The sequence below is a fragment of the Actinomycetospora chiangmaiensis DSM 45062 genome, from assembly GCF_000379625.1.
Lineage (GTDB): Bacteria > Actinomycetota > Actinomycetes > Mycobacteriales > Pseudonocardiaceae > Actinomycetospora > Actinomycetospora chiangmaiensis.
The window spans coordinates 246,447-268,504 of record NZ_KB903217.1 but is presented as its reverse complement, the minus strand read 5'-3'; the positions used below and the strand labels follow the sequence as shown (position 1 = coordinate 268,504).

Here is a 22,058-nt window from a genome sequence, read left to right as displayed (position 1 = left end):
ACACCATCTAGTGCGCGGCGAGCCAGACGGCCGTGTCGGACGGGAGCCGCCGGCCGTCGAGCGGGCCGCTGGCGAGCAGGACGCCGTCGTGGTCGGGCAGGTCGACCGTCTCCGCCGACAGGTTCACGACGGCGAGGAAGGCCGGGGAGCGCCGGAACACGAGGACCGCGTCGCCGGCGGCCGACACCCAGTCCAGGTCACCCTCCCCCAGCGCCGGGTGCCGACGACGGGTCGCGAGGGCCGCGCGGGCGAGTTCCAGGAACGAGCCGTCGACCCCTTCCTCGACCGACGCCGCGAACTCGGCGAACCAGGCGGGCTGGGGCAGCCAGGGGGACGCCCCGCCGTCGGGACCGAAGCCGAGGCTCGACCCGGACGCCGTCCACGGGATCGGTACCCGGCACCCGTCGCGACCGCGTTCGGTGTGCCCGGAGCGCTCCCAGGTCGGGTCCTGCAGGGCCGCCTCGGGGATGTCGTCGACCTGCGGGAGCCCCAGCTCCTGGCCCTGGTAGACGTACATGCCGCCGGGCAGGGCGGAGTAGAGCAGGAACGCCGCGCGGGCGCGCCGCACGCCGAGCTCGACGTCGACCGGGGCGGACTCGTCGAAGGTGACGTTGCCCTGGCGCTCCACGGCGGGGCGGCCGTACCGGCTCGGCGCCCGGACCACGTCGTGGTTCTCGAGCACCCAGGTCGCGGGCGCGCCGACGCCCGCGAGGAACGCCGTCGTGGTGTCGATCGTCTCGCGCAACGCGGCCGGGTCCCACGGCGCCACGAGGTAGTCGAAGTTGAAGGCGGTGTGCAGCCGGCCCGAGCCCACGTAGCGGGCGAGGCGCTCCGGGCTCGCCGTCCAGGCCTCGGCGACGAACATGCGCGCCCCGTCGTAGGAGTCGGCGATCCGACGCCACGCCTCGTAGATGTCCAGGACGGCGTCGCGGTCGACGAACGGGTGCTCACCGGGCGCGGTGGAGGAACCGATGTGGTCGTCCGCGTCGACGAGGTCGGGCAGGGCCGGGTCCTTGACCAGCCCGTGCGCCACGTCGATGCGGAACCCGTCCACCCCCCGGTCGAACCAGAACCGGAGCACGGCCTCGAACTCGGCGTGCACCTCGGGGTCGTCCCAGTTGACGTCCGGCTGGCCCGGCGCGAACAGGTGCAGGTACCACTGCCCGTCGGCGACCCGCGTCCACGCCGGCCCGCCGAAGTGCGACCGCCAGTTGTTGGGCGGCTCGGCACCGTCCGGTCCGCGGCCGTCCCGGAACACGAAGCGCTGCCGCGCGCGGGAACCGGGACCGGCGGCGAGCGCCTCGACGAACCACGCGTGCTGGTCGGACAGGTGGTTGGGCACGATGTCCGGGATGATCCGCAGCCCGTACTCGTGCGCCTCCGCGATCAGCTTCTCGGCGTCGGCGACCGTGCCGTACGCGGGCTCGACCGCCCGGTAGTCGGCGACGTCGTACCCGGCGTCGACCTGCGGCGAGGCGTACCAGGGATTGATCCACAGCGCGTCGACGCCGAGGTCCCGCAGGTACGGGAGCCGCTCCCGGAGGCCGGCGAGATCCCCGATCCCGTCGCCGTCGGCGTCCGCGAAGCTGCGGATGTAGACCTGGTAGATGACGGCATCGCGCCACCACAGTGCATCGGTCGTCACGCTGATCCAGCGTACGGGCCGGGACCCGAGAGACTGCAAGCGCTTGCGCCCGATGTTTCCCCGGTGGCAGCGGAGCGTCGTCGCTGTCACTGGACGACAGCAACGACGCTTCGCTGTCAGCAGGGGCGACACCGGCTCCACACCGAGGTGAACGTCAGGCAGGTCCCACCGCCCACGACGCTGCCTGCCGTCACCCTCACGGCGGCCGGCGGATCAGGAACTCACCGCACACTGCCCGCGGTCGACCCACGTCGGCCCCGAGGCGCTCGGCCGGACGTCGATGTCGAAGATCGCGGTGGGCACGTAGAGCGTGGCGCAGGAGTTGGGCACGTCGACCACCCCCGACATCCGTCCCTCCACCGGGGCGGCGCCGAGCAGCAGGTACACCTGCTCCTTCGTCCACCCGAACTTCGAGAAGTACTCGATCGCGTTCAGGCAGGCGTTCTGGTAGGCGAGGGTCGTGTCGAGGTAGTGCTGCTCGCCGGTGCGCGGGTCGACCGAGAAGCCGACGAAGGTGAGGAACTCCGAGTAGCGCGGCTCGGTGTTGCCCGGCATGAAGATCGGGTTGGTGGAGACGCCGTAGGTCTCCATGCCGCCCTTGATGAGGTCGACGTGCAGGTCGATGAAGCCGCCCATCTCGATCGCGCCGCAGAAGGTGATCTCGCCGTCGCCCTGGGAGAAGTGCAGGTCGCCGAGGGAGAGCTTCGCGCCGTCGACGAAGACCGGGTAGAAGATCCGGCTGCCCTTCGCCAGGTTCTTGATGTCCTGGTTGCCGCCGTTGTCGCGGGGCGGCGCGGTGCGGCAGGCCTCGGCGGCGGCGCGCTCGAAGGCGTCCCCGGACAACGAGCCGAGCACGGCGTTGTGCGGTTCGGGCGGCAGGGCGAGCGGCGGCACCCGGTCGGGGTCGGTGGCGATGAGCGCCCCCTCGCGGGCATTCCACGTCGACAGCAGCGACGCGCTCGGCGCCGTGCCCATCAGCCCCGGGTGCACGATGCCGGTGAACTCGACGCCGGGCACGTGCCGGCTGGTCGCCTTCTGCCCGGAGAAGTCCCAGACCGCCTTGTAGGCGTCCGGGAACCAGTCGGTGAGGAACCCGCCGCCGTTGGAGCGGGCGAAGAGGCCCGTGTAGCCCCACCCCTGGCCCGCGACCGGACCCTGCTCCTGCGGCACCGGCCCCACGTCGAGGATGTCGACGACGAGCAGGTCCCCCGGCTCCGCGCCCTCGACCGCGAACGGCCCGGAGAGCTGGTGGACCATCGAGAGGTCGCAGTCCCGGACGTCGTTCGCGTCGTCGGTGTTGACGATCGTGCCGTCGAACCACTCCTTGGACTCCACCCGGAAGCTGTCGCCGGGCTTCACGGTGGCGACGGCCGGGATGTCCGGGTGCCACCGGTTGTGCCCGACGAGCTCCTGCTCGCGGAACGGCTTGGACTGGTCGACTCCGAAGATCACGTCGGGCACGGGCGGTCTCCTACGGTCAGGGGCGGGGGAGGCGGGCCTGGCGGGGGTCCGCGGACCGGCGTCGCCCCGGGGCGGGCGGCGGCGCGGTCACGACGGCGGGTGCGCCCGCCGAGCGCTCGTGCGCGGCGGTCATCGCGTGGGTCGGGCCGCCGACGTTGAGTCCGGGCGCGGTGACGCCGCGCGGGGCGTCCGCACCACAGGCGGGGCAGGGCGTGCTGGGGCCGACCGCGGCCATCGTCGCGAACGCCTCGAAGTCCCCGCAGGCGGGACAGCGGAACACGTAGGTCGGCACGAGCGCCTCCCGGCATCGGGTCGAGGAGATGAGAGCACGTGCGCACTCGATCATCAATCGTCCGTCCGTCGCCGTCACGGACTCGCAACACGGGCGATCTTCGCGGCGGCGGGGCATCCTGGAGATCGATGCAACCCGGTCGGTCCCAGCGCCTCGCCGCCGCGCACGTCCGCGACGGCGCGAGCTGCGTCTGGTGCGCCCGCCCCCTCGACGGCCGCGTGCCGGCCACCACCGACCACGTCATCCCGAAGGTCAAGGGCGGGCCGTCGTGGTTGGAGAACGAGGTCGCGGCCTGCCGGCGCTGCAACGGCGAGCGCGGGCACCGCGGGGTGGTCGACTGGCTCGAGGAGTGCGAGCGCCGCGGCTGGACCCCCGACGTCGACCGGCTGACGCGGGTCCTCGACGAGCTCGCGGCCGCCATCGAGGCGCGCGGCGGTCAACGCCGGGCGCGGCCCCACCTCGACGCCCAGCGACGCCGACTCGCGAAGCGGAGCCCGTCGGCGGCCTGAGCCCGGCGCGCGTCAGCCGTACGCCGCGTCGAAGAAGGCCAGCTCCAGCTCGACGGCCACGGCGAAGACGGTCCCGTCCGCGCCGACCCGGTCGACCTCCCCGCGCAGGAACGTCACCCACGCCGCGAAGGCCGGCCCACGGTGCAGCTCGATCCACTCCGCGTACAGCCAGTCGTCGGGCGCCGCGCCGAGTCGCTGCGCCCAGTCGAGGTAGAGCCACTCGGCGACCAGCAGCACCGTCATGATCGTCGGGTAGTCGGCGGACCGGCCCGCCCGGTCCATCAGGCCGAGGAACCCCGTCGTCGGCGGGGCCGGGTCGACCGGCCCGTCGACGCCGAGCCGGGCCAGCGCGCGGGTGAAGTAGTCGTCCTCGTCGCCGGCCACCAGGCCGAGCTGGCGGGCGAGGACCATCCGGGCGCCGGGGCGGTCGGCCGCGGCCACCGCGGCGCCGAGCAGGGCGACGAACGCGTCGAGGAAGAGCGCGTCCTGCGACAGGTAGCGCGCGAGGACGGCGTCGGGCACGGTCCCCGCCCCGAGTTCGTCGACGAACCGGTGCCCGACGGCCGCGTCCCAGACCTCGGCGTGACGACGGCGGAGCTCGGCGCTGGTGGTCACGCGGCGAGTCTGACGACGTGGCGATCCGCCCGCCGGATGACAGCGACGACGCTCCGCTGCCACGACGGGGGCGGAGACGCGAACGGCCCGGACACCGCCGTGGGGGCGACGGCGGTGTCCGGGCCGTTCATGCGTCCTCCTCGACGAGGGAGTGCGAGGAGGAGAGGTCTCAGCGGTCGAACTCGTCGGGGTCGGGCCCGATGCGCTCGGCGCGCTCCAGCTCGCCGATCGCGGCCATCTCGTCGTCGGAGAGCTCGAAGTCGAAGATGTCGAAGTTCTCCTGGATGCGCTCCGGCGTCACCGACTTCGGGAAGACGATGTTGCCGAGCTGGATGTGCCAGCGCAGCGTCACCTGCGCCCCGGTCTTGTCGTGCTTCTGCGCGATCTCGACGATGGTGTCCTCGTCGATCACGCCCTTGCCCTGACCGATGGGGCTCCACGCCTCGGTCGCGATGCCGTGGCGCTCGTCGAAGGAGCGCATGGCCATCTGCTGCATGTGCGGGTGCAGCTCGATCTGGTTCACGGCGGGGACCGTCTCGGTCTCGGCGAAGAGCCGCTCCAGGTGGTGGTCCTGGAAGTTCGAGACACCGATCGACTTCGTCTTCCCGTCCTTCACGGCCTCCTCGAGACCGCGCCAGGTGTCGACGTAGAGATCCTTGCCCGGCAGCGGCCAGTGGATCAGGTACAGGTCCACGTAGTCGAGGCCGAGCTTGGACAGGCTCTCGTCGAGCGCCTTCTGCGAGTCGAGCCGACCGTGGTTGGAGTTGTTGCACTTCGTCGTGACGAAGAGTTCGTCCCGACCGATCCCCGACGCGCGGATGGCCTCGCCGACCTCGGCCTCGTTGCCGTACATCTGCGCGGTGTCGATGTGCCGGTAACCGATCTCGAGCGCCTTCCCGACCGTCTCCGCGGTCTGGGACTGCTCGATCTGGAACACGCCGAACCCGAGCTGCGGGATGGTCGCGCCACTGTTCAGCTCGATGCCGGGGACGTTGGTCATGGACGGTGGATACCCAGGCCCGCCCGGGTCGGAACGGACGGGCCCGGGCCCGGGGTCACGCTGTGGCGAACGCCCCGAGCGTCGCGTTCGGCTTGACGCCGGCGAACGACCGGTGCCACGTGCGGTAGTACGCGACCTCCTCGTCGCTGCGCAGCTCCCACCCGTTCTCGACGACGGGGGGCTCGGCGCCCTGCGCGCCCTCCTTCTCCTTCTCCTTCTCGACGAGCTTCGCGAGCACGTCGCCGGCGCCGGACCCGTCGCCGAACTGCTCCTTGCCGCGCCACAGGATGTCGTCGAGGACCATGTCCTGGAACGCCTCGCGCAGCAGCTGCTTCTCGGTGCGGCCCTCGCCCTTGAGCTTCCACTCGGCGGGGATGGCGAGCATCTCCTCCATGACCGTGGCGTCGAGGAACGGCACGCGGGCCTCGAGGCCGTAGTTCATGGTGGTCCGGTCGCAGCGCTGCAGGTTGAGCTCGTGCAGCGTCTCGATCGAGCGGACGAGCTCGGCCTGCAGGGCGTCCGGGGTGGCGAACGCCGGGTCGTCGTGCACGTAGGAGTAGCCGGCGAACAGCTCGTCGGCGCCCTCGCCGGTGAGCACCACCTTGACGTGCTTGACGGCCTCGCGGGCGAGCAGCAGGTTCGGCACCGCCGAGCGCACCAGCGCGGGGTCGAAGTGCTCGATGACCGTCACCGCCTCGTCGAGGGCCTCCTCGAGGTCCTCCGGGGTCGGCACGATCTCGTGGTGGTCGGTGCCCAGGTACTCGGCGACGGCCCGCGCCGCGAGCAGGTCGGCGCTGGACTCGGTCCCGACGGCGAAGGTGGGCAGCTTCTCGCCCTTCTCCGCGGCGAACTGGGCGGCGACGGCGGCCACGATCGCCGAGTCGAGCCCGCCGGAGAGGAACACCCCGACCGGCACGTCGGACATCATGTGGCGGCGCACCGAGTCCGAGAGCACCGAGCGGATGTGCTCGAGCACCGAGTCGTCCCACTGCTTGTCCGGGGCGTAGCGCGCCGGGCGCACCTGCACCGGGACGGCGTCGGCGAAGCGGACCATCGTGCCGCCGGCGACGTCTCCGGACTCGGGCAGGCCCGGGCTCCAGACGTACCCGGGCGGGAACGCCTCGACCATCGGCTGGTCGGCCTCGTCGAAGGCCCGCAGCTCGGAGGCGAAGAGCGTGACGCCGGGGAGCTTCGCCCAGTACAGCGGCTTGATGCCGATCGGGTCGCGGGCGACGACGCCGTGACCGTCGGTGTGCGCCATCGCCAGCGCGAACATGCCGCGCAGGTCGTGCAGCGCGGCCGAGCCGTCGCGCAGGACCAGGCGGAAGGCCGACTCGGTGTCCGAGTCGGTGGCGAAGCGGACCTCCGAGAGCTGGTCCCGGATGTCGGCGTGGTTGTAGATCTCGCCGTTGCCGACCACGTAGGCCGAGTCGGTCTCGTCGGCGATCGGCTGCTTCCCGCCGGTCACGTCCATGATCGAGAGACGCTGGTGGCCGAGCCACGCGCTCTCCAGCTGGACCCGGCCGGAGTCGTCCGGGCCACGGTGGTGGATCCTCGCGAGCATCCGCTCGCACTTCTCCGGGTCGATGTCACCGTACGCAGCAACGATTCCGCACACAGGCGCTCACGCTTCCTTCGTCAGGGTGCCTGATCCAGACAACCACGACGCCTCACGGCCGGCACGCGTTCGGGGCGCTCGTCACGCGTCGTTAACGGTCCAGGACGAGGATCCGGACGGAGCGGGTACTCGACGCCCGAGCCGTGCGCGCGGCGTCAGCGCCACGCGAAGACCGGTTGCTCGAGGCCGTCCACGCGGGTGGCCCGGTCGCGCAGCGCGACCTCGGTGAACTGCAGCATCACCGCCGCGGTAGGGGCGTGGACCCGGTGCCCGACGATCGGCAGCTGCACCACCGGTCGGTCGGACTCGGGGATCTCCAGGTAGTACGGCTCGACGTCGAGCTCGTCGAGGGTCACGTGGTAGAGCCGCGCCACCTCGTCCGGCGAGGGCACCAGGCTCCGCAGCGGCGTCGCGGTCGTCATGACGACGGGGGTGATGACGAAGCCCGAGCGGGTCGGGTAGTCGTCGAGCAGCCCCACGACGTCCGCGGGGCCGAGCCGCAGGCCCAGCTCCTCGTCGAGTTCACGGAGCCCGGCGGTGACCGCGTCCTCGCCGGGGTCGAGCGAGCCGCCGGGCAGCGCGAACTGCCCCGGGTGGTCCCGGAGCTTCGAGGTGCGCCGCGTGAGGAGCACCCCCGGGCCGCGCTGCGGGTCGTCGAGCACCACCACCGCGACCGCCGCCCGTCGTGGCGGGCGCATCGAGCCGTCGCGGGACCGGACCTCGGGGAGCGCGGCCGGGTCGACCCGGCGTCGGGAACGGTGCGAGAAGGCGCGCACCCGGGCGGCGATGGTCGACGCGTCCGGGCTCCCCGTCGCTGCGCTGGCCCCGGTCACCCCCAGAAGATGCCGGTCGGATCCGCGTCGACGATGTCGAGCAGCGGCGCCGGCGACGAGGCCTTCGTCTCGTCCGGGTAGCGGTGCCAGCGGCCGCCGGAGTCGGGCCACAGCAGCACCCAGCGGTCGTCGGCCGCGTCGTAGCGCAGCTGTGCGATGGGGGCGGTGGACCACTCGGTGGCGAGCTCCGGGAACACCGGCGCACGGCGGCAGGACAGCGTGATCCGCCCGGCCCGCTCCGAGTAGGAGATCTGCATCGAGTCGCGCTGGGAGTCCGGCACCCGTCGGGTGCACCACCGGCGGACGATCGCGCGGTGCTCGTCGGTCACCTGCACGGCACTCACCCCGTTCCCGTCGCGGCGTCGTGTTCCGAGGGATCACTGTGACACGACGACCCGCCCGGACGGGAGGCCACTCCTCCTCCGTCACCCCCGCCGGGCGCACGTTCCGCCGACTGACACCATCACGCCCGGGTCACGACACGGAAGGGTGGCGGCCATGTGGCGACGGCGGGCGACGGCAGCGTGCGCGCTGGCGGGCACGCTCCTGCTGGCCGGCTGCGTCGCGGACGACGGGGCCGCGCCGTCGACGCCCCCGGTCGATCCGGCCGTCAAGGCCTACTGCGACACGGTGGTCCGCGTGCAGGCCGAGCAGACCTCGCCGCAGGCCGGGCAGGGCGGGGTGGTGGCCGCGAGCACCGTCGCCCGCACACAGGTCGACGACCTCGTCGCGACCGCCCCGCCCGAGCTGGCGACCGACTGGCGGACGGTCTCCGACCTCACCGACCAGGCCCTCGGCTCGCTCGCCGCCACGCAGGGCGACCCCAACCGCATCGACCGGACCCGGCTCGCCCAGCTCGAGCAGCAGTCGCAGCCGGCGGTCCAGCACATCAAGGACGTCACCGCCGCCCGGTGCCACGTCAGGTGGGCTCCGCCCTCGTGAGTACTCCTCCGTGTCCTGACACGGAGAAGTACTCACAGGCCTCCGGCACCTAGGGTCTCGGGCATGGACGAGGTCAGCCGGTTCGGCGTCACGGAGCTCTCCGACCTGCCCGACGACCTGCGCGAGCGGGTCGGCGCGATCGCCGAGAAGTCCGGGTTCGTGCCGAACATCTTCCGCGCGCTCGGGCGCCGGCCGCGCGAGCTGCGGGCGTTCCTGGACTACCACGACGCCCTGATGGACTCGAACGACGGACTGTCGAAGGCCGAGCGCGAGCTCGTCGTCGTCGCGACCTCCGGGGCGAACCACTGCACCTACTGCATCGTCGCCCACGGCGCGATCCTGCGGGTGCGCAGCAAGGACCCGTACCTCGCCGACGCGGTCGGGACCAACCCGTACGGCGCCGAACTGACCGGCCGGCAGCGCGCGATCGTCGACCTGGCCCTCACCCTCGCCGTCGACTCGGCGAGCTTCACCGACGACGACGTCGACGCCGCCCGCGAGGCCGGGCTCTCCGACGACGAGATCTGGGACGTCGGCGCCATCACCGCCCTGTTCGCGATGTCGAACCGCCTGGCCCACCTGACCGCTCTGCGCCCGAATGCGGAGTTCTTCACGATGGGCCGCTAGGGGTATCCGGCGCCCATGACATCAGTAGCCGTCCTGGGCACCGGGATCATGGGCGCGGGCATGACGCGCAGCCTGCTGCGCGAGGGCCACGACGTCACCGTCTGGAACCGCAGCGCCGAGAAGGCGAAGCCGCTGGCCGACGACGGTGCGACCGTGGCGGACTCCGCCGCCGACGCCGTCGCCGGCGCGGAGGTCGTCGTCACGATGCTGTTCGACATCGAGCCGGTGCTCTCGGTCATGGCCGACGCCGCCGGCTCGTTGCGCGACGACGCGGTGTGGGTGCAGGCGAGCACCGTCGGGATCGAGGGGACGCGCCGGGTCGCGGAGTTCGCCGCGGAGCACGGGATCGACGTGCTCGACTCACCCGTCCTCGGGACGAAGGCGCCCGCCGAGAACGGCAAGCTCGTCTTCCTGACGTCGGGTCCGTCGGCGCTGCGGGAGAAGGTCACCCCCGCCTTCGACGCCATGGGGGCGCGCACCCAGTGGGTGAGCGAGACGCTCGGCGACGCGAGCAAGCTCAAGCTCGCCGTCAACGCGTGGATCGGCGTGATGGTCAACGGCACCGCGCAGTCGATCGCGCTCACCCGGGGCCTCGGCCTCGACCCGCAGCTGTTCCTCGACGCCGTCGACGGCCAGGCCGTCGACTCGCCCTACGTGCAGCTCAAGGGCAAGGCGATGATCACCGGCGACTACACGCCCTCGTTCGAACTCGACGGGGTCGTCAAGGACTACGACCTCATCCGCCAGGCCCTCACCGAGGCGGGCACGGCGACGACCCTCGCCGACGCCGTGACCGACCGGCTGGCCGCCGCCTCCGCCCAGGGGCACGGCGCCGAGGACATGGCCGCCGTGGTGTACGGCTACGGCACCTGAGAAGCAGGTGCGCTTCGCGCCCGTGAGCACTTTCCGTCGCTATGACGCCGGAAAGTGCTCACGGGGCCGAAGGCCACCTAGGAACTCTTCGCGGACTTCGCGAGGCCGAGCGCGTACTCCGGCATCCAGGCGCCGGCCTTGGGCCCACCGCGGCACTCGCCGTCGGAGTCGCCCGGCTCCTTGACCCAGAGGAAGGCGGCGACGCGCGAGTCACCGGTGTTGCGGGTCGGCGGGGTGCCAAGCGCACGACCGGGCGGGTTGCACCAGTTCTTGTCCTCCGAGCTGGTGTAGGCCCCGTTGCCGTTGCGGCTGGTGTCGATGACGAACTTCTTGCCGCCGACCGCGTCCGAGACCTTCTTGCCGTAGGCCTCGACGGCGTCGGTCGTCTGGAAGTTCGAGACGTTGAGGGCGAAGCCGGCCGCCTGTGACACGCCGGACTTGCGCAGCCCGTCGGCGAGCTTGCCGGTGTCGGTGACGAAGCCCGGGTTCCCGGCGTCGATGTAGACCTCGCCGCCGGCCTGGGACAGCGTCCTCACCGCGTCGGAGAGCAGCGCCTCGCGGCCGTCCTGCTCGCCCTGGCCCTCGCAGCTGGTGAGCGTCTGCGCGAGCGCGTCGGGCTCGAGGATGACGACGGCCTTCGTCCCGCCGAGGCCGGACGCGAACTGGCCGACCCAGTCGCGGTAGGCCCCGTCGTCGGAGGCCCCGCCCTGGGAGTACTGCCCGCAGTCGCGGTTCGGGATGTTGTAGGCCACGAGCACGGGGGTGCGCCCCGCCGCCTTCGCCTGCCCGACGATGCCCTTGACCTCGTCGGACGTGTTGCCGTCGCTGCCGAGCCAGTGGGCCACCGGCTGCCGGGCGATCTTCTCCAGCTGCGTCGCGTCCGCGGTGCGGCCCTGCTGGCGCCACTCCTGGACCTGCTTGGCCGCGGTCGAGGACGGGTCCACCCAGAACTCCGACGCCGCCGCCGGGACGATCGTCGCGGGCGTCGCCGAGTCCTCCGACGTGCCGCCGCCGGAGCATCCGGCCACCGTCAACGCCACGATCATCGCGAGCGCGCCCGAGGCGATGTGCCTCCGTCGTGCCGACATCCTGCCGAGCCACCCCCGGTGTCGTTCGTGGTCGCTGTCCGACGACGGGACCGATCGGGTCCTGCCGCCCCGCATCCCGTCCGCGCTGACGGGACCCGTCCGCGCCCCGGTCTCTCCCGGGACACCACCTCGTGTTCGTGTGCCGCGCCCGAGCGGATCACCGTCGCGGGGGACGGATCGACCCGGACCGGGTCAGCTCGCCTCCGTCTGCTCCGGCTGCCGGACGCGACGGCGCCCGTCCTCGGGGCGCGCCGCCGGCGGCGCGACGGCCGCCAGGGCGACCACCCGCACCGCGACGGTCGACGCGTGCAGTGCGCGCTCGCTCGTCGTCAGGCCGTCATCCTTGCCGCCCGACGGTGTGACCGACGTGTGACCGCCCGTCCCCTTCGCCGGGATGCCGGCGGCCGGGGCCTCGACCGACGTGCCGGTGCGGCCGGACCGCGCGGGACGGCCGTCGGCGGAGGTCCGCGACCGGCGCTCGAGCGGCGTGATGCCGTTGCGGTGGACGGTCGGCGTCGCGGCCGCCTCGGACGCGTCGGGGGTCGCGGTCGCCGCGGCGGGCCGCAGGCGGTGCGGCTCGGGACGCGACGGGCGGGGTGCCTCCGGGCGCTGGTCCGGACGCGGCTGGTCGGGGCGCTGACCCGGCCGCGGCGTCTCGGCGGCGGGGCGCTCGGCCGGAGCCGGACGACCCGGCTGCGGAGCGGGACCCGGACCGTGGGTGCGGGGGACGGGCGTCGGGCGCTTGGCCGGCCCACCCGGGCGCGGACCCTGGCCCACGCCGTTCTGACCCGGCTGCCCGTTCTGACCCGGCTGCCCGGCCTGACCCGGCTGCCCGGGCTGACCCGGCTGCCCGTTCGGACCGCCACCGTTCTGACCCGGCTGCCCGGCCGTCGGACCGACGACCGGTCGCGGCCGGGGGCGGCCGTTCCGGGCCGGTCCAGGCACGCGCGGCCCGGGGGACGGCGTCCCGACGGCGGGTGAGACCGGAGCCGGTCCGACCGCGGTCTCGGCACCCGGCTCGCCCTGCCGCACCCAGCCGGCTGGCAGCGGGCGGTAGCGGTCGCCGTTGACGGCCTCGGTGCGGGGCGCCGCGTCGGCAGAAGAACCGGCGACCGCGCCGGCGGGCACGGGGCGCCGGTCACCGGTGCGGATCCAGCCCTCGGGCAGCTTGCCGACGAGCGGCGAGCGGAACGGCGCGGAGGCCGGCCCCTCGGCGATCATCGCGTCGAGCGCGGCGCGCTGGAGCGACTCGGTGGTGATGCCCGTGTGCCCGCTCGACGTCCGGGCCGGCTCGGCGGTGATCACCGGCTGCCGGCCGACGACCCGCTCGACGATCCAGAGCGCGGGCGGTGCGAGGCAGGCGCACAGGGCCACGAACGGCCACAGGAGCACGGCCGGCGTCGCGTACCCCATGAAGATCGAGGTGATGATGGCGCCGAGCAGCAGCACCGCCCACTGCAGGTGGCGGCGGAACGTCAGGATGTGGTCCGCGCTGGACGAGAGGCCCTTGGGCGTGACCACGAACTTCGCCGGCAGGCGCAGCATCGTCGCGAGCAGCGACGCCGCGAAGATCGGCGATGCGAAGATCGACATCAGCATGCCCTTGACGCCGGAGGAGCCCTCGGCCTCGTAGGGGCTGACGTTGTAGCGCCGGTTGCGCAGGTAGACCCAGAGCTGGAACGCCGTGGCGTCGACGTAGAGCGCGAGCCAGAGCTGGACCGGGACGACGACGCCCTGCACGCCGAGCGCGAGGAACAGCACGGCGTTGACGGCGCCGAGGATCCAGCCGATCGCCATCGACGGGTAGAACGTCGTGATCAGGATGTAGTGCATCGCGCGCCCGGGCGAGAGCATCGGCAGGCGGCGCCAGAACTCGGTCAGCAGCACCTCGAAGGTGCCCCGGGACCAGCGCATCTGCTGGCTGAAGAAGTCGCCCCACGACGACGGGCCCTCGCCGACGGCGAGCACGTCGGGCGTGTAGACCGACTTCCAGCGGGCCTTCGTCAGCGGGTTGCGGCTGACGTGGAACTTCAGGCCCGTCGCCATGTCCTCGGTGACCGAGTCGGAGAGCCCGCCGACCCCCTTGAGGGCGCTGATGCGCATGGCGTTGTTCGTGCCCACCAGCATCGCGGCGTTGTAGCGGTTCGCCGCGCGCTGGATGAGGGAGTGGAACGGGAACTGCTGGGACTCGGCGGCCCGGGTCACGAACGTCTCGTCGTTCGCGTAGCACTGCGGGCCGACCACGAAGGCGACGTCGGGGTCGCGGAAGTAGCCGAGGATGCGCTCGGCGTAGTTCGGCAGCGGCACGTGGTCCGGGTCGACGGACAGGAAGATCTCGTAGGAGTCCCCGTGCTCCGCGACCCAGGCGTTGTAGTTGCCGTGCTTGGTCCTCGCCTTGAAGGCGCCCTTCTTGCGGTTGTACTTCTCGATGCCCTTGCGGGTGAAGTGGTTGACGCCCAGCTCGCGGCACATGGCGCGGACCGCCGGGTCGTCGCCCTCGTCGAGGATCCAGACGTCGAGGATGCCCTGGTAGCGGATGTTCAGCGCGGCCTGCAGCGTGCCGCGGACGACGTCGATCGGTTCCTTGCTGGGGACGATCGTGGTGAGGAACGCGACGCGCTGGTTCGCCACGGGCGGGACCGGGACGGGGTCCCGCGAGATCACCGACGCGAGGGACAGCGAGAAGACGTTGATCAGGCGGAGGAGCTCCATCAGCCCGATCGAGCCGATGACCACCCAGTTCGCGTACGTCGCGAAGGCGGGGGCCTTGATGTCGACCGGCGGCCGGTGCGACGGGTGGAGCAGCCAGAGGAAGAACAGGGCCTCGAACGCGAAGTTCAGCCCGGCGACGAGCAACGACCGCCAGACACGGCCCTTGCCGTGCACGGCGTCCACGCCCCGGTAGGAGACGCGGTAGTCCTCGGGGTCCCCGTCGAGCTCCCGGACGGGTCCGGCGAGCGTCGAGAACTCCTGGATGCGACGTCCGACGACGAGTTCGCTCTCGTCGACCTCGTCGGCAGGTCTCTCGGCTAGAAGCGTCATCGGCCGTTTCGTCTCGAAGGCAGGGGCTCGCGGCGGGTGGAGCTTGGGGGAGCGTCCCGGAGTCCTCGTCGTCGTGGCGTTCGGCGTGGCGTTCCGCGTCGGAGCCGCCGGCCGGCCGCCGTCCTCCCGTCTGGTCGTCCGCGTTCGTTCCGGTTGTGCGCAGCCCGCACGCCCGGTGTCGGGTGAACGGTACGGGCATCACTGACCGTGCTCGTGAAGGGGGACGGTCCAGGGCGGCCCGACGTTGCCCCGCGACCGGAAATCGGTGCATCGGAGCCGTCACACGCCGACCTGACACACACACGGCGTCCGCTCGCCGTGACGATGCGTGACCGTCAGCGCGGCCGAGCGGGGCGGGGCGGCAGGTCGTGGCAGGTGACCGCCAGGGACCCGTCGTGCAGGGAGACCGACATGAAGGTGCAGAACGGCTGCCGTCGACGGTCCGTGGGTGAACCGGGGTTGAGCAGCCGCACCCCACCGGGTGACGTCGAGTCCCAGGGGATGTGGCTGTGGCCGAACACCACGACGTCGGCCGGGTCGTCGGCGTCCGGACCGAACCACGCGTCGCAGCGCCGTTCCCGTCCCCGGGCGTCGCCGGTCTCGTGCAGCACGGCGAGCCGCAGCCCCCCGACGGTGGTGCGCGCGACCTCGGGCATGCGGGCGCGCAGGTCGTCGCCGTCGTTGTTGCCCCAGCAGGCGAGCAGCCGGCGGGACCGGGCGAGGAAGGCGTCGTGGGTGGCGACGTCGGTCCAGTCGCCCGCGTGCACCACGAGGTCGGCCGCCTCGACCGCCGCCCACACCTCGTCGGGGATCCACCGGGCGTGGGTGTCGGAGACCAGGACCAGGTCGGTCCCCCGGGTCGAGCTCCGCTGCGCTGCGTCTCCCGTCACGGCCGCACCAGCGAGTGCAGCGCCACCAGCGCCACCGGGGTGTACGGGGCGACGACCAGGGCGGGCCCCTCCGTGATCAGCCATGTCCGGGACCCCGCGCCGTCGCCGTCGTCGGTGCCGTCGGCGCCGTCGTCGTGCTCCACCCCGTGCTGCAGCACGAGCCGGACCGGCCCCACCCGCACGCGCCAGGACCACGTCCGCGCCGCCTCGTCCACGGCCAGCACGGTGAACGGCACGTGCACCACGCCGGCGGCGCGGACGACGCCCTCGAGACCGGGCACCAGCCGGCGGGCGGGCGCGGTGACGCCGGTGATCTGCGGGGCCCACCGCGGCCAGGCGTCGAGGTCGGCGTAACGCTCCCACGCCTCGTCGGCGGACAGGGGGCCCCGGGCGGACACGGTGGTGCGCACGGAGGCGGGTGTACCCGTCGTGAGGGCGATCACCCACCCGCGGCGGATCGGTACCGTCGCGTACCATCTCGGCATGATCCGCGACACGGTCCGGTGGGCGGCCACGCACGGCGTGATGCGGGCCGCGGTCCGCCGGGAGGCCCGCCGGGGCAATCCGGACGCCGCCCTCCTCCTCGACCCCGAGCTGCAGGGCGACCCCTTCGCGCACTACGAGCGTCTGCGCGCCGGCCGGCCGTTCACGCAGGGCGCCTTCTCTCGGGTCACCGTCCACCACGACGTGTGCACCGAGGTGCTCCGCAGCGAGGACTTCGGCGTGGCGAACCGCGACGGCTCGATGCCCGCCCCGGTCCGGCTCGCCCTGCGCCTGGCCGGCCCGCCACCGCTCCCGGGACCCATCGACCCCCCGTCGATGCTGGCCGTGGACGCCCCGGACCACACCCGCTACCGGCGGCTGGTCACCCGCGCGTTCACCGCGAGGCGGGTGGCGGCGCTGCGCGGGCGGACCGAGCAGATCGCGGACGAGCTGCTCGACACCCTCGACGACGGCTCGGGCCCGGTCGACCTGGTCGCGCGGTACGCGAGCCTGCTCCCGGTCACGGTCATCTCGGAGATGCTCGGCATCCCCACCTCGATGCGCGAACAGTTCCTCACCTGGGGCGACGGGGCGGCCGCCTCGCTGGACCTCGGCCTGCCGCGGAACCAGTGGGCGAGCGTGCAGGACAACGTGGCCGCGCTGCACGAGTGGATGAGCGGGCACCTGCGCCGGCTGCGGGCGGAGCCGGGCGACGACCTGCTCTCCAGCCTGGTGACCACCGCCGACGACGACGGGTCGCACCTGAGTGAGCGCGAGCTGGTCGCCACGGCGCTGCTGGTCCTCGCGGCCGGGTTCGAGACGACGGTGAACCTGATCGGGAGCGGCGCCCGGCTGCTCCTCGACCACCCCGACCAGCGGGACCGGCTCGCCGCGGAGCCCACGCTGTGGGCGAACGCGGTCGACGAGGTGCTCCGCGTGGAGTCACCGGTCTCCCGCACCGCGCGGTCGGCACGGCGCGACACCGTGGTGGCCGGCGCGGAGGTGCCGGCCGGCTCGCTGGTGGTCACGGTGATCGCCGGCGCGAACCGCGACCCCGAGGTGTTCGTGGACCCGGACGTGTTCGACGTCGGGCGGGAGAACGCGCGCGACCACGTGGCCTTCTCCAGCGGGATGCACTACTGCCTCGGCGCCGCGCTCGCCCGGATGGAGGGCGAGGTGGCGCTGCGGGCGCTGTTCGAGCGGTACCCGGACCTCGCGTCGGCCGGGGAACCGGTGCGGCGCCTGACCCGCATCCTGCGCGGCTACGAGCACCTGCCCGTGACCACCGGGCGCGTCGTGGACCGGCCGCTCACAGCGTGATCGGCAGGCCCAGCAGCGAGACGCCGGCCGGGGACAGCGTCACCGTGCACGGCCGGCCCGGCGGCTGGGCGATGAGCCGGGCGAGGCCCGCGCGCAGCAGGCGGTGCCCGGCGAACTGATCGGCGCACGGCCGCCCGTCCACGAGCAGGCCCTCACCCTGGTCCGGGCTCATGGTGCAGCGTCCGGCGGCCACCGCCATGAGGACGGCGCGGTCGCGCGGGGTGAGGGTCGCGGCGTCCTCCGGGGACTGACGCGCCTCGGGAACGGCGGCGACGGGGGGCGGCGGCACGGCCGTGGGGTGCGGCACCCGGGCGACGGCACGACGGGGTCCGCGGGGGACGGGAGAGGTCACGACGGTCTCCTCGACGAGGGGGGAACCCGGCGGGACGCCCGCACCATCGCTGGGCCGAACGGGTCATGCCGGGTCATCGCCGTCCTCCGCGACGGCGTTAGTCGATTGCCCGCAACCGTCACCGGTTCGTGTGACTCGCGCTCTATCCGGCCGTCTAGCGCGCGTCCGAGACGACCCGAGACACCCCGATGCGGTTCAGGGTCGGACCCCGAGGTGCGGGCCCGCCGGGAGCGGGAGGGTGGTCGCCATGAGCGAGCCGAACCGTGACCCGGGCAGCGACGAGACCGTGGCGCCCACCCCTCCCGCGACCCCGGGCCCGGAACGGGAGGGCGGCGACCTGCCGCCCTCGCCGGCGGACCTCCCGGTCGATCACGACGACCGGGAGCACGTCGTGGGGCTGCTGCACGACGCGGTCACCCGGGGCCTGATCGACACCCTGGAGTTCGACCGGCGCTCCGGGCTCGCGATCGTCGCCCGGACCCGCCGGGACCTGAACACGCTCGTCGTCGACCTGCCGCTCGACCACCCCGACCGGGCGCGGGCCCGCACCGAGGCCGAGTCCCGGGACCGGCGGTCGGCCCCGCGCGACGCCTACGCGGGCGGGGACACCACGGGCACCGTCGCGCTGCACGCCACCCTCGGGTCGGTGAAGCGCTCCGGCGCCTGGGCGGTGCCGCGGCGGATGGAGATCGACGGCTGGCTCGGCTCGGCGGAGCTGGACCTCACCGAGGCCGTCATCGACCACGACGTCGTCGAGATCGACGTCGACATGACCCTCGGCTCGGTCGAGCTGCGCCTGCCGGAGACGGCCAGCGCCTCACTGGACGGCGTGAGCGCGACCGCAGGCAGCATCGAGGACAAGCGGCGCGACGGGCGGGCCGCCGGCCGCCCCCACGTGGTGGTCACCGGCCGGGTCGCCTTCGGGTCGGTCGAGGTCAAGGGCCCGAAGTGGTGGCGCTGAGGGTCACGTGAACGCCGAGAGCCCGGTGATCTCCCGCCCGACGATGAGGGTCTGGATCGTCTCGGTGCCCTCGAAGGTGTGCACCGACTCGATGTCGGCCATGTGCCGCATGACGTGGTTGTCGAGCAAGATGCCGTTGCCGCCGAGCAGGTCACGGGCCTCGGAGAGGATCCAGCGCGCCTTCGAGGTGTTGTTCATCTTGGCGAGGCCCGCGATGGTGGGCGAGAGGTCGCCCTCCTCGGCCAGCTGCGCGATCTGCATGCAGTAGAGCTGCATCCCCGTCAGCTCCGCGAGCATCTTGACCAGCCGCTGCTGGACGATCTGCAGCGATGCCAGCGGCTGCCCGAACTGCGTGCGCTCGAGCGCGTAGCGCAGCGCGGCGTCGTACCCCGCGGTCGCGTGGCCGAGCGCGATCCACGCACAGGTGCCGCGGGTGGTGGCGAGGACGCGGCCGGTGTCGCGGAAGGTCCGGGCACCGGGCAATCGGTCGGACTCGGGGACCCGGACGCCGTCGAGCCGGATGTCGGCCTGCCAGACGGAGCGCATGGAGCCCTTGCGGGGGATGACGCTGGCGGCGTAGCCCGGCGTCGAGGTGTCGACGACGAACCCGTGGACGTCGCCGGACTCCGTGTTCCGCGCCCACACCACCGTGCGGTGGGCGACCGAGCCGTTGCCGATCCAGCGCTTCGCCCCGTCGATGACCCACGAGTCGCCGTCGCGGCGCGCCGTGGTCTCCAGCGACACCGAGTCGGACCCGTGGTCGGGCTCGGTGAGACCGAACGCCCCGATCGTCTCCAGGCGGGCCATCCCCGGCAGGAAGCGGGCCCGCTGCTCGTCGGAGCCGAGCATGTCGATCGCCTTCATGGCGAGCCCCGACTGCACCGCGTGGAACGTCGCGAGGCTGCCGTCGCCGCGCGCCAGCTCCATCGCGACGAGGCCGCAGGACAGCGGGTCGAGCCCCGGGCACCCGTTGCCCTCGATGTCGTCGCCGACGACGCCGAGCTCCGGCAGCCGGTTGATGACGTCCCACGACATCTGCGCGGCGTCCCACGCCTCGGCCGCCACGGGGGAGACCTCGTGGTCGACGAACCGGCGCACGGCCATGAACGTCTCCCACTGCTGCGCGGTGAAGCGGCTGCGGACCGAGAAGTAGTCGGTGCCGCGGGCCTCGGTCAGCGGGTGGGGCGCGCCCGACGGGTCGGCGCCCGCGGTCGCCTCGGTGGTGGCTCCGGTGTCGATCGCCATGGCACGTCCTTCCCGACGACGGATCGTGTCAGGTATGTGCCCGGCGTCACTCCCCGGAAACCCGGTCGTCGCCGACCGTGTCGCCTTCCGGGACAGCGATCCAGGACCTTACGGTCCGGAGGATGAAGGACATCCTGCGGACCGCGCGTCTCACGGCGGTCCGGCGGTTCCGGGCGCTCGACGACGAGGACTGGGCACGGCCCAGCCTGTGCTCGGGCTGGCGGACCCGTGAGGTGCTCGCCCACCTGGTCACGCCGTTCGAGGTCCCGCTGCCCCGGATGGCGCTCTCGATGGTGCGTCACCGCGGCCCGTCCGGGGCGATGGATGCCTGGGCGCGGTCGCTCGCGGAGCGCGACGCGGCGGACCTGGTCGACGTCCTGGAGGCGAACGCCGGATCGACCTTCCACCCGCCGGGACTCCCGCTCGAGGCCCCGCTGACCGACGTGCTCGTGCACACCGTCGACATCGTGTGGGCGCTGGCCGGGCACGCGTCGGTCGACCACGTCGACCCTGCCCACGTGGAGCCCTCGCTGGCGTTCCTCACGACGCCGAAGGCGGTGGGCGTGTTCCTGCCGCGCGGGCGACTCGACAGGGTGCGCCTCGAGGCCGAGGACACCACCTTCGTCCACGGCACCGGACCGACGATCTCGGGGCCGGCCCTCGCCCTCGCGGTCGGCGCGTGCGGCCGCGCCCCCGCGTACGACCTGCTCGACGGTCCTGGCCTCGCGCGGTGGCGCGACTGAGCCGCGGCAGGACCCGACGTCGTCCCCGGTGCTCCTCGCCGGTCCGCGACCGTCTGCGACCCTAGTGGATCCACGCCGAGCGTCAGATGCCGCGCGCACGAGGAGGTCGGGCGACGGCGGCGGCGCGGTTGTGGACGCCGAGCTTGCCGTAGATGTGTTCGAGGTGTTTGGCGACCGTGCGCGGGCTGCAGCCCAGGGCGCGCGCGATGGCGATGTTGGTGCCACCGAGCGCGACGAGGTGGAGCACCTCGATCTCGCGGTCGGTGAGAAGTGCGCGTCGGGTGGACCCGGCGCCGTCCAGTGCGAGGCGCGCGTCGCGGCGGGCCCGTGCGCGGACGAGGCCGGCCGCCAGCGGAGCCCGCAACAGGCCGAGGAGGTCCCGATCGCCGTCGGTGAACTCACCGCGGGCCCGGTCGAGCGCGATCCCGACCACCCGGGCGCCCGGGGTGGCGACGGTGATGGCGAGTTGGTGTTCGGTGGGGACGTGGCGGAAGAACTCGTCGTACAGCGCGAGGCGGTGGAACTGACGACGGGGCAGCAGGTCACTGATGCGCAGGGCCCGGCGGTCCCCGGTGGCCCGGTAGTGGTTGACCAGGGGGTGCTCGTCGACATGGGCGACGAACCGGGCGCGGGGGGCCGTGCCGAGCGCTCCGTGGGGGTGGTCGGCGTAGCGGATCTGCTGCGGGATCGGCCCGATCTCGTCGTACGTCACCAGGTCGGCACCGATGAGCGCCGCCAGACCCGGCAGGACGCAGTCGGCGAACCCGGCCGGGTCGTCGAGCTCGGCGAGGCCGTCTATCAGCGTGACCGCTCGGTGCAGGTCGTCCAACCCGGCATCCATGACCGTTCCTCCCCCGGGCGGTGCGGCCGCCCGGGTGCGCAAAGTGCGTAACGACGGTCTCTCGATTCCCTGATTGGGTCAACCTCGACCGATGAGCGATCACGAGAGGTGACCATCCGGCCGTGACCGGGGGCACCGCCGCACCCACCCCCACCCCGGAGGAGCCGTCATGACCCGCATGATGATCGACTGTCGAGAGGTTCCCAGTGACAGCGGCTGCACCCTCACCCTCACCGGCGAGCCCGACGAGGTGATCCGCGCCGCGGCGGCGCACGCGGTCGACGTCCACGGCCACGCCGATGACGAGGAGCTGCGCGCCGGCCTGCGGGCCGCGCTGCGCGACGTGCCCGACGACGGCCTCGTCGCCGAGGGCGCGTTCGTGCAGCTCATCGAGTTCCGCACGCGACGGATCCAGGACTTCGAGGCCACCGAGGACGGATGGGCCGAGGCCATCGGCCGGGACCGCACCGCCCGGTGGGCGATCACCGGCGCGGACCGCGACCACCCCGGCGCCTACGTCCAGGTCGTCGCGTTCCCCGACTACGCCGGGGCCATGGCCAACTCCGACCACCCGGCCACCGCCGAGTTCGCCGAGCGCCTCGGCAAGCTCTGCGACGGGGAGCCCACGTTCCACAACCTCGACGTCCATCGAGCCACCGTCTGGAGCTGAGCCGGCCA

The 22,058-nt window shown here is 73.1% G+C and carries 23 protein-coding genes; 8 read left to right on the top strand and 15 right to left on the bottom strand.

Annotated elements, in window-relative coordinates:
* Positions 1 to 7: 7 nt before the first annotated feature.
* The 3 genes from A3CO_RS0101385 to A3CO_RS29485 all read right to left on the bottom strand — a co-directional run bounded on the left by A3CO_RS0101385 (position 8) and on the right by A3CO_RS29485 (position 3,398).
* Positions 8 to 1,645: a glycoside hydrolase family 13 protein gene (locus A3CO_RS0101385; RefSeq protein ID WP_018330444.1), complete on the bottom strand. Its 1,638-nt coding sequence runs from the start codon at positions 1,643 to 1,645 to the stop codon at positions 8 to 10.
* Between the two features lie 213 nt (positions 1,646 to 1,858).
* Positions 1,859 to 3,106, bottom strand: coding sequence for a formamidase (gene fmdA / locus A3CO_RS0101380; RefSeq protein ID WP_018330443.1), 1,248 nt, complete (start codon positions 3,104 to 3,106; stop codon positions 1,859 to 1,861).
* Between the two features lie 16 nt (positions 3,107 to 3,122).
* Positions 3,123 to 3,398, bottom strand: a complete 276-nt coding sequence (locus A3CO_RS29485; protein ID WP_033413433.1) for an FmdB family zinc ribbon protein — start codon at positions 3,396 to 3,398, stop codon at positions 3,123 to 3,125.
* A 128-nt stretch (positions 3,399 to 3,526) separates the two neighbouring features.
* Here A3CO_RS29485 and A3CO_RS39285 point away from each other — a divergent pair, with 128 nt between their 5' ends.
* On the top strand, positions 3,527 to 3,907 hold the full coding sequence (locus A3CO_RS39285) for an HNH endonuclease (RefSeq protein ID WP_018330441.1): 381 nt from the start codon (positions 3,527 to 3,529) through the stop codon (positions 3,905 to 3,907).
* A 12-nt stretch (positions 3,908 to 3,919) separates the two neighbouring features.
* Here A3CO_RS39285 and A3CO_RS0101365 read toward each other — a convergent pair whose 3' ends face one another.
* The 5 genes from A3CO_RS0101365 to A3CO_RS0101340 all read right to left on the bottom strand — a co-directional run bounded on the left by A3CO_RS0101365 (position 3,920) and on the right by A3CO_RS0101340 (position 8,308).
* Positions 3,920 to 4,522 carry a TenA family protein gene (locus A3CO_RS0101365; protein WP_018330440.1) on the bottom strand — a complete coding sequence of 201 codons (603 nt, stop codon included), beginning with the start codon at positions 4,520 to 4,522 and terminating at the stop codon, positions 3,920 to 3,922.
* A gap of 169 nt (positions 4,523 to 4,691) precedes the next feature.
* A complete protein-coding gene (locus A3CO_RS0101355; RefSeq protein ID WP_018330438.1) occupies positions 4,692 to 5,522 on the bottom strand; it encodes an aldo/keto reductase in 831 nt (276 codons plus the stop codon).
* Positions 5,523 to 5,577: 55 nt separating this feature from the next.
* Positions 5,578 to 7,140, bottom strand: a complete 1,563-nt coding sequence (asnB, locus tag A3CO_RS0101350) for an asparagine synthase (glutamine-hydrolyzing) (RefSeq protein ID WP_026204173.1) — start codon at positions 7,138 to 7,140, stop codon at positions 5,578 to 5,580.
* Between the two features lie 155 nt (positions 7,141 to 7,295).
* The gene (locus A3CO_RS0101345) at positions 7,296 to 7,973 is read right to left on the bottom strand and encodes an NUDIX hydrolase (protein ID WP_018330436.1); all 678 of its coding nucleotides are present in this window, start codon (positions 7,971 to 7,973) and stop codon (positions 7,296 to 7,298) included.
* Positions 7,970 to 8,308, bottom strand: a complete 339-nt coding sequence (locus A3CO_RS0101340; protein WP_018330435.1) for a DUF3024 domain-containing protein — start codon at positions 8,306 to 8,308, stop codon at positions 7,970 to 7,972. The genes A3CO_RS0101345 and A3CO_RS0101340 overlap by 4 nt, the downstream gene beginning before the upstream one ends.
* A gap of 163 nt (positions 8,309 to 8,471) precedes the next feature.
* On the opposite strand from A3CO_RS0101340, the gene A3CO_RS0101335 reads away from it, so the two are divergent.
* From A3CO_RS0101335 to A3CO_RS0101325, 3 genes are all read left to right on the top strand, one after another.
* Entirely contained in the window at positions 8,472 to 8,915 is a 444-nt protein-coding gene (locus A3CO_RS0101335; RefSeq protein ID WP_157646912.1) for a hypothetical protein, read from the top strand.
* Between the two features lie 63 nt (positions 8,916 to 8,978).
* Positions 8,979 to 9,542 carry a peroxidase-related enzyme gene (locus tag A3CO_RS0101330; protein WP_018330433.1) on the top strand — a complete coding sequence of 188 codons (564 nt, stop codon included), beginning with the start codon at positions 8,979 to 8,981 and terminating at the stop codon, positions 9,540 to 9,542.
* Positions 9,543 to 9,557: 15 nt separating this feature from the next.
* Complete coding sequence (locus A3CO_RS0101325) at positions 9,558 to 10,415, top strand: NAD(P)-dependent oxidoreductase (RefSeq protein WP_026204172.1); 858 nt, start codon at positions 9,558 to 9,560, stop codon at positions 10,413 to 10,415.
* Between the two features lie 77 nt (positions 10,416 to 10,492).
* Here the strand turns inward: A3CO_RS0101325 and A3CO_RS0101320 are convergent, their stop codons facing one another.
* The 4 genes from A3CO_RS0101320 to A3CO_RS0101305 all read right to left on the bottom strand — a co-directional run bounded on the left by A3CO_RS0101320 (position 10,493) and on the right by A3CO_RS0101305 (position 15,845).
* Positions 10,493 to 11,503 (bottom strand): glycoside hydrolase family 6 protein, encoded by a 1,011-nt coding sequence (locus tag A3CO_RS0101320; RefSeq protein WP_018330431.1) that lies wholly within the window; start codon positions 11,501 to 11,503, stop codon positions 10,493 to 10,495.
* A gap of 192 nt (positions 11,504 to 11,695) precedes the next feature.
* Positions 11,696 to 14,545, bottom strand: a complete 2,850-nt coding sequence (locus A3CO_RS38875) for a glycosyltransferase family 2 protein (protein WP_018330430.1) — start codon at positions 14,543 to 14,545, stop codon at positions 11,696 to 11,698.
* A 335-nt stretch (positions 14,546 to 14,880) separates the two neighbouring features.
* Positions 14,881 to 15,435 (bottom strand): metallophosphoesterase family protein, encoded by a 555-nt coding sequence (locus A3CO_RS0101310; protein WP_018330429.1) that lies wholly within the window; start codon positions 15,433 to 15,435, stop codon positions 14,881 to 14,883.
* Positions 15,432 to 15,845, bottom strand: a complete 414-nt coding sequence (locus A3CO_RS0101305; protein WP_018330428.1) for an SRPBCC family protein — start codon at positions 15,843 to 15,845, stop codon at positions 15,432 to 15,434. Before A3CO_RS0101305 ends, A3CO_RS0101310 begins: the two co-directional genes overlap by 4 nt.
* Positions 15,846 to 15,918: 73 nt before the next feature.
* Here A3CO_RS0101305 and A3CO_RS0101300 point away from each other — a divergent pair, with 73 nt between their 5' ends.
* Complete coding sequence (locus A3CO_RS0101300; RefSeq protein WP_051085823.1) at positions 15,919 to 17,238, top strand: cytochrome P450; 1,320 nt, start codon at positions 15,919 to 15,921, stop codon at positions 17,236 to 17,238.
* Here A3CO_RS0101300 and A3CO_RS39280 read toward each other — a convergent pair.
* Complete coding sequence (locus tag A3CO_RS39280) at positions 17,228 to 17,590, bottom strand: hypothetical protein (protein WP_245561402.1); 363 nt, start codon at positions 17,588 to 17,590, stop codon at positions 17,228 to 17,230. The two genes, A3CO_RS0101300 and A3CO_RS39280, sit on opposite strands and share 11 nt — an antisense overlap.
* A 247-nt stretch (positions 17,591 to 17,837) precedes the next feature.
* Here A3CO_RS39280 and A3CO_RS0101285 point away from each other — a divergent pair, with 247 nt between their 5' ends.
* Positions 17,838 to 18,551 (top strand): DUF1707 SHOCT-like domain-containing protein, encoded by a 714-nt coding sequence (locus A3CO_RS0101285; protein ID WP_157646911.1) that lies wholly within the window; start codon positions 17,838 to 17,840, stop codon positions 18,549 to 18,551.
* Positions 18,552 to 18,554: 3 nt separating this feature from the next.
* Here the strand turns inward: A3CO_RS0101285 and A3CO_RS0101280 are convergent, their stop codons facing one another.
* The gene (locus A3CO_RS0101280; RefSeq protein ID WP_018330424.1) at positions 18,555 to 19,796 is read right to left on the bottom strand and encodes an acyl-CoA dehydrogenase family protein; all 1,242 of its coding nucleotides are present in this window, start codon (positions 19,794 to 19,796) and stop codon (positions 18,555 to 18,557) included.
* Between the two features lie 122 nt (positions 19,797 to 19,918).
* Here A3CO_RS0101280 and A3CO_RS29470 point away from each other — a divergent pair, with 122 nt between their 5' ends.
* The gene (locus tag A3CO_RS29470; RefSeq protein ID WP_018330423.1) at positions 19,919 to 20,539 is read left to right on the top strand and encodes a maleylpyruvate isomerase family mycothiol-dependent enzyme; all 621 of its coding nucleotides are present in this window, start codon (positions 19,919 to 19,921) and stop codon (positions 20,537 to 20,539) included.
* 82 nt (positions 20,540 to 20,621) lie between these two features.
* On the opposite strand, the gene A3CO_RS35185 is transcribed toward A3CO_RS29470, so the two are convergent.
* Positions 20,622 to 21,380: a helix-turn-helix transcriptional regulator gene (locus A3CO_RS35185; RefSeq protein WP_051085793.1), complete on the bottom strand. Its 759-nt coding sequence runs from the start codon at positions 21,378 to 21,380 to the stop codon at positions 20,622 to 20,624.
* A 169-nt stretch (positions 21,381 to 21,549) separates the two neighbouring features.
* Between A3CO_RS35185 and A3CO_RS0101265 the strand changes: the two genes are divergently transcribed.
* Complete coding sequence (locus tag A3CO_RS0101265; RefSeq protein ID WP_018330421.1) at positions 21,550 to 22,050, top strand: DUF1059 domain-containing protein; 501 nt, start codon at positions 21,550 to 21,552, stop codon at positions 22,048 to 22,050.
* Positions 22,051 to 22,058: the final 8 nt, after the last annotated feature.

Excerpts from the sequence above, each read along its gene's own strand:
- A3CO_RS38875 (WP_018330430.1), bottom strand. The coding sequence starts at position 14,545 with ATGACGCTTCTAGCCGAGAGACCTGCCGACGAGGTCGACGAGAGCGAA.
- A3CO_RS0101325 (WP_026204172.1), top strand. The coding sequence starts at position 9,558 with ATGACATCAGTAGCCGTCCTGGGCACCGGGATCATGGGCGCGGGCATG.
- A3CO_RS0101320 (WP_018330431.1), bottom strand. The coding sequence starts at position 11,503 with ATGTCGGCACGACGGAGGCACATCGCCTCGGGCGCGCTCGCGATGATC.
- A3CO_RS0101285 (WP_157646911.1), top strand. The coding sequence starts at position 17,838 with ATGAGCGAGCCGAACCGTGACCCGGGCAGCGACGAGACCGTGGCGCCC.
- A3CO_RS0101355 (WP_018330438.1), bottom strand. The coding sequence starts at position 5,522 with ATGACCAACGTCCCCGGCATCGAGCTGAACAGTGGCGCGACCATCCCG.
- A3CO_RS39285 (WP_018330441.1), top strand. The coding sequence starts at position 3,527 with ATGCAACCCGGTCGGTCCCAGCGCCTCGCCGCCGCGCACGTCCGCGAC.
- A3CO_RS0101300 (WP_051085823.1), top strand. The coding sequence starts at position 15,919 with ATGATCCGCGACACGGTCCGGTGGGCGGCCACGCACGGCGTGATGCGG.
- A3CO_RS0101280 (WP_018330424.1), bottom strand. The coding sequence starts at position 19,796 with ATGGCGATCGACACCGGAGCCACCACCGAGGCGACCGCGGGCGCCGAC.
- A3CO_RS0101330 (WP_018330433.1), top strand. The coding sequence starts at position 8,979 with ATGGACGAGGTCAGCCGGTTCGGCGTCACGGAGCTCTCCGACCTGCCC.
- A3CO_RS29470 (WP_018330423.1), top strand. The coding sequence starts at position 19,919 with ATGAAGGACATCCTGCGGACCGCGCGTCTCACGGCGGTCCGGCGGTTC.
- A3CO_RS35185 (WP_051085793.1), bottom strand. The coding sequence starts at position 21,380 with ATGGATGCCGGGTTGGACGACCTGCACCGAGCGGTCACGCTGATAGAC.
- A3CO_RS0101265 (WP_018330421.1), top strand. The coding sequence starts at position 21,550 with ATGACCCGCATGATGATCGACTGTCGAGAGGTTCCCAGTGACAGCGGC.
- A3CO_RS0101335 (WP_157646912.1), top strand. The coding sequence starts at position 8,472 with ATGTGGCGACGGCGGGCGACGGCAGCGTGCGCGCTGGCGGGCACGCTC.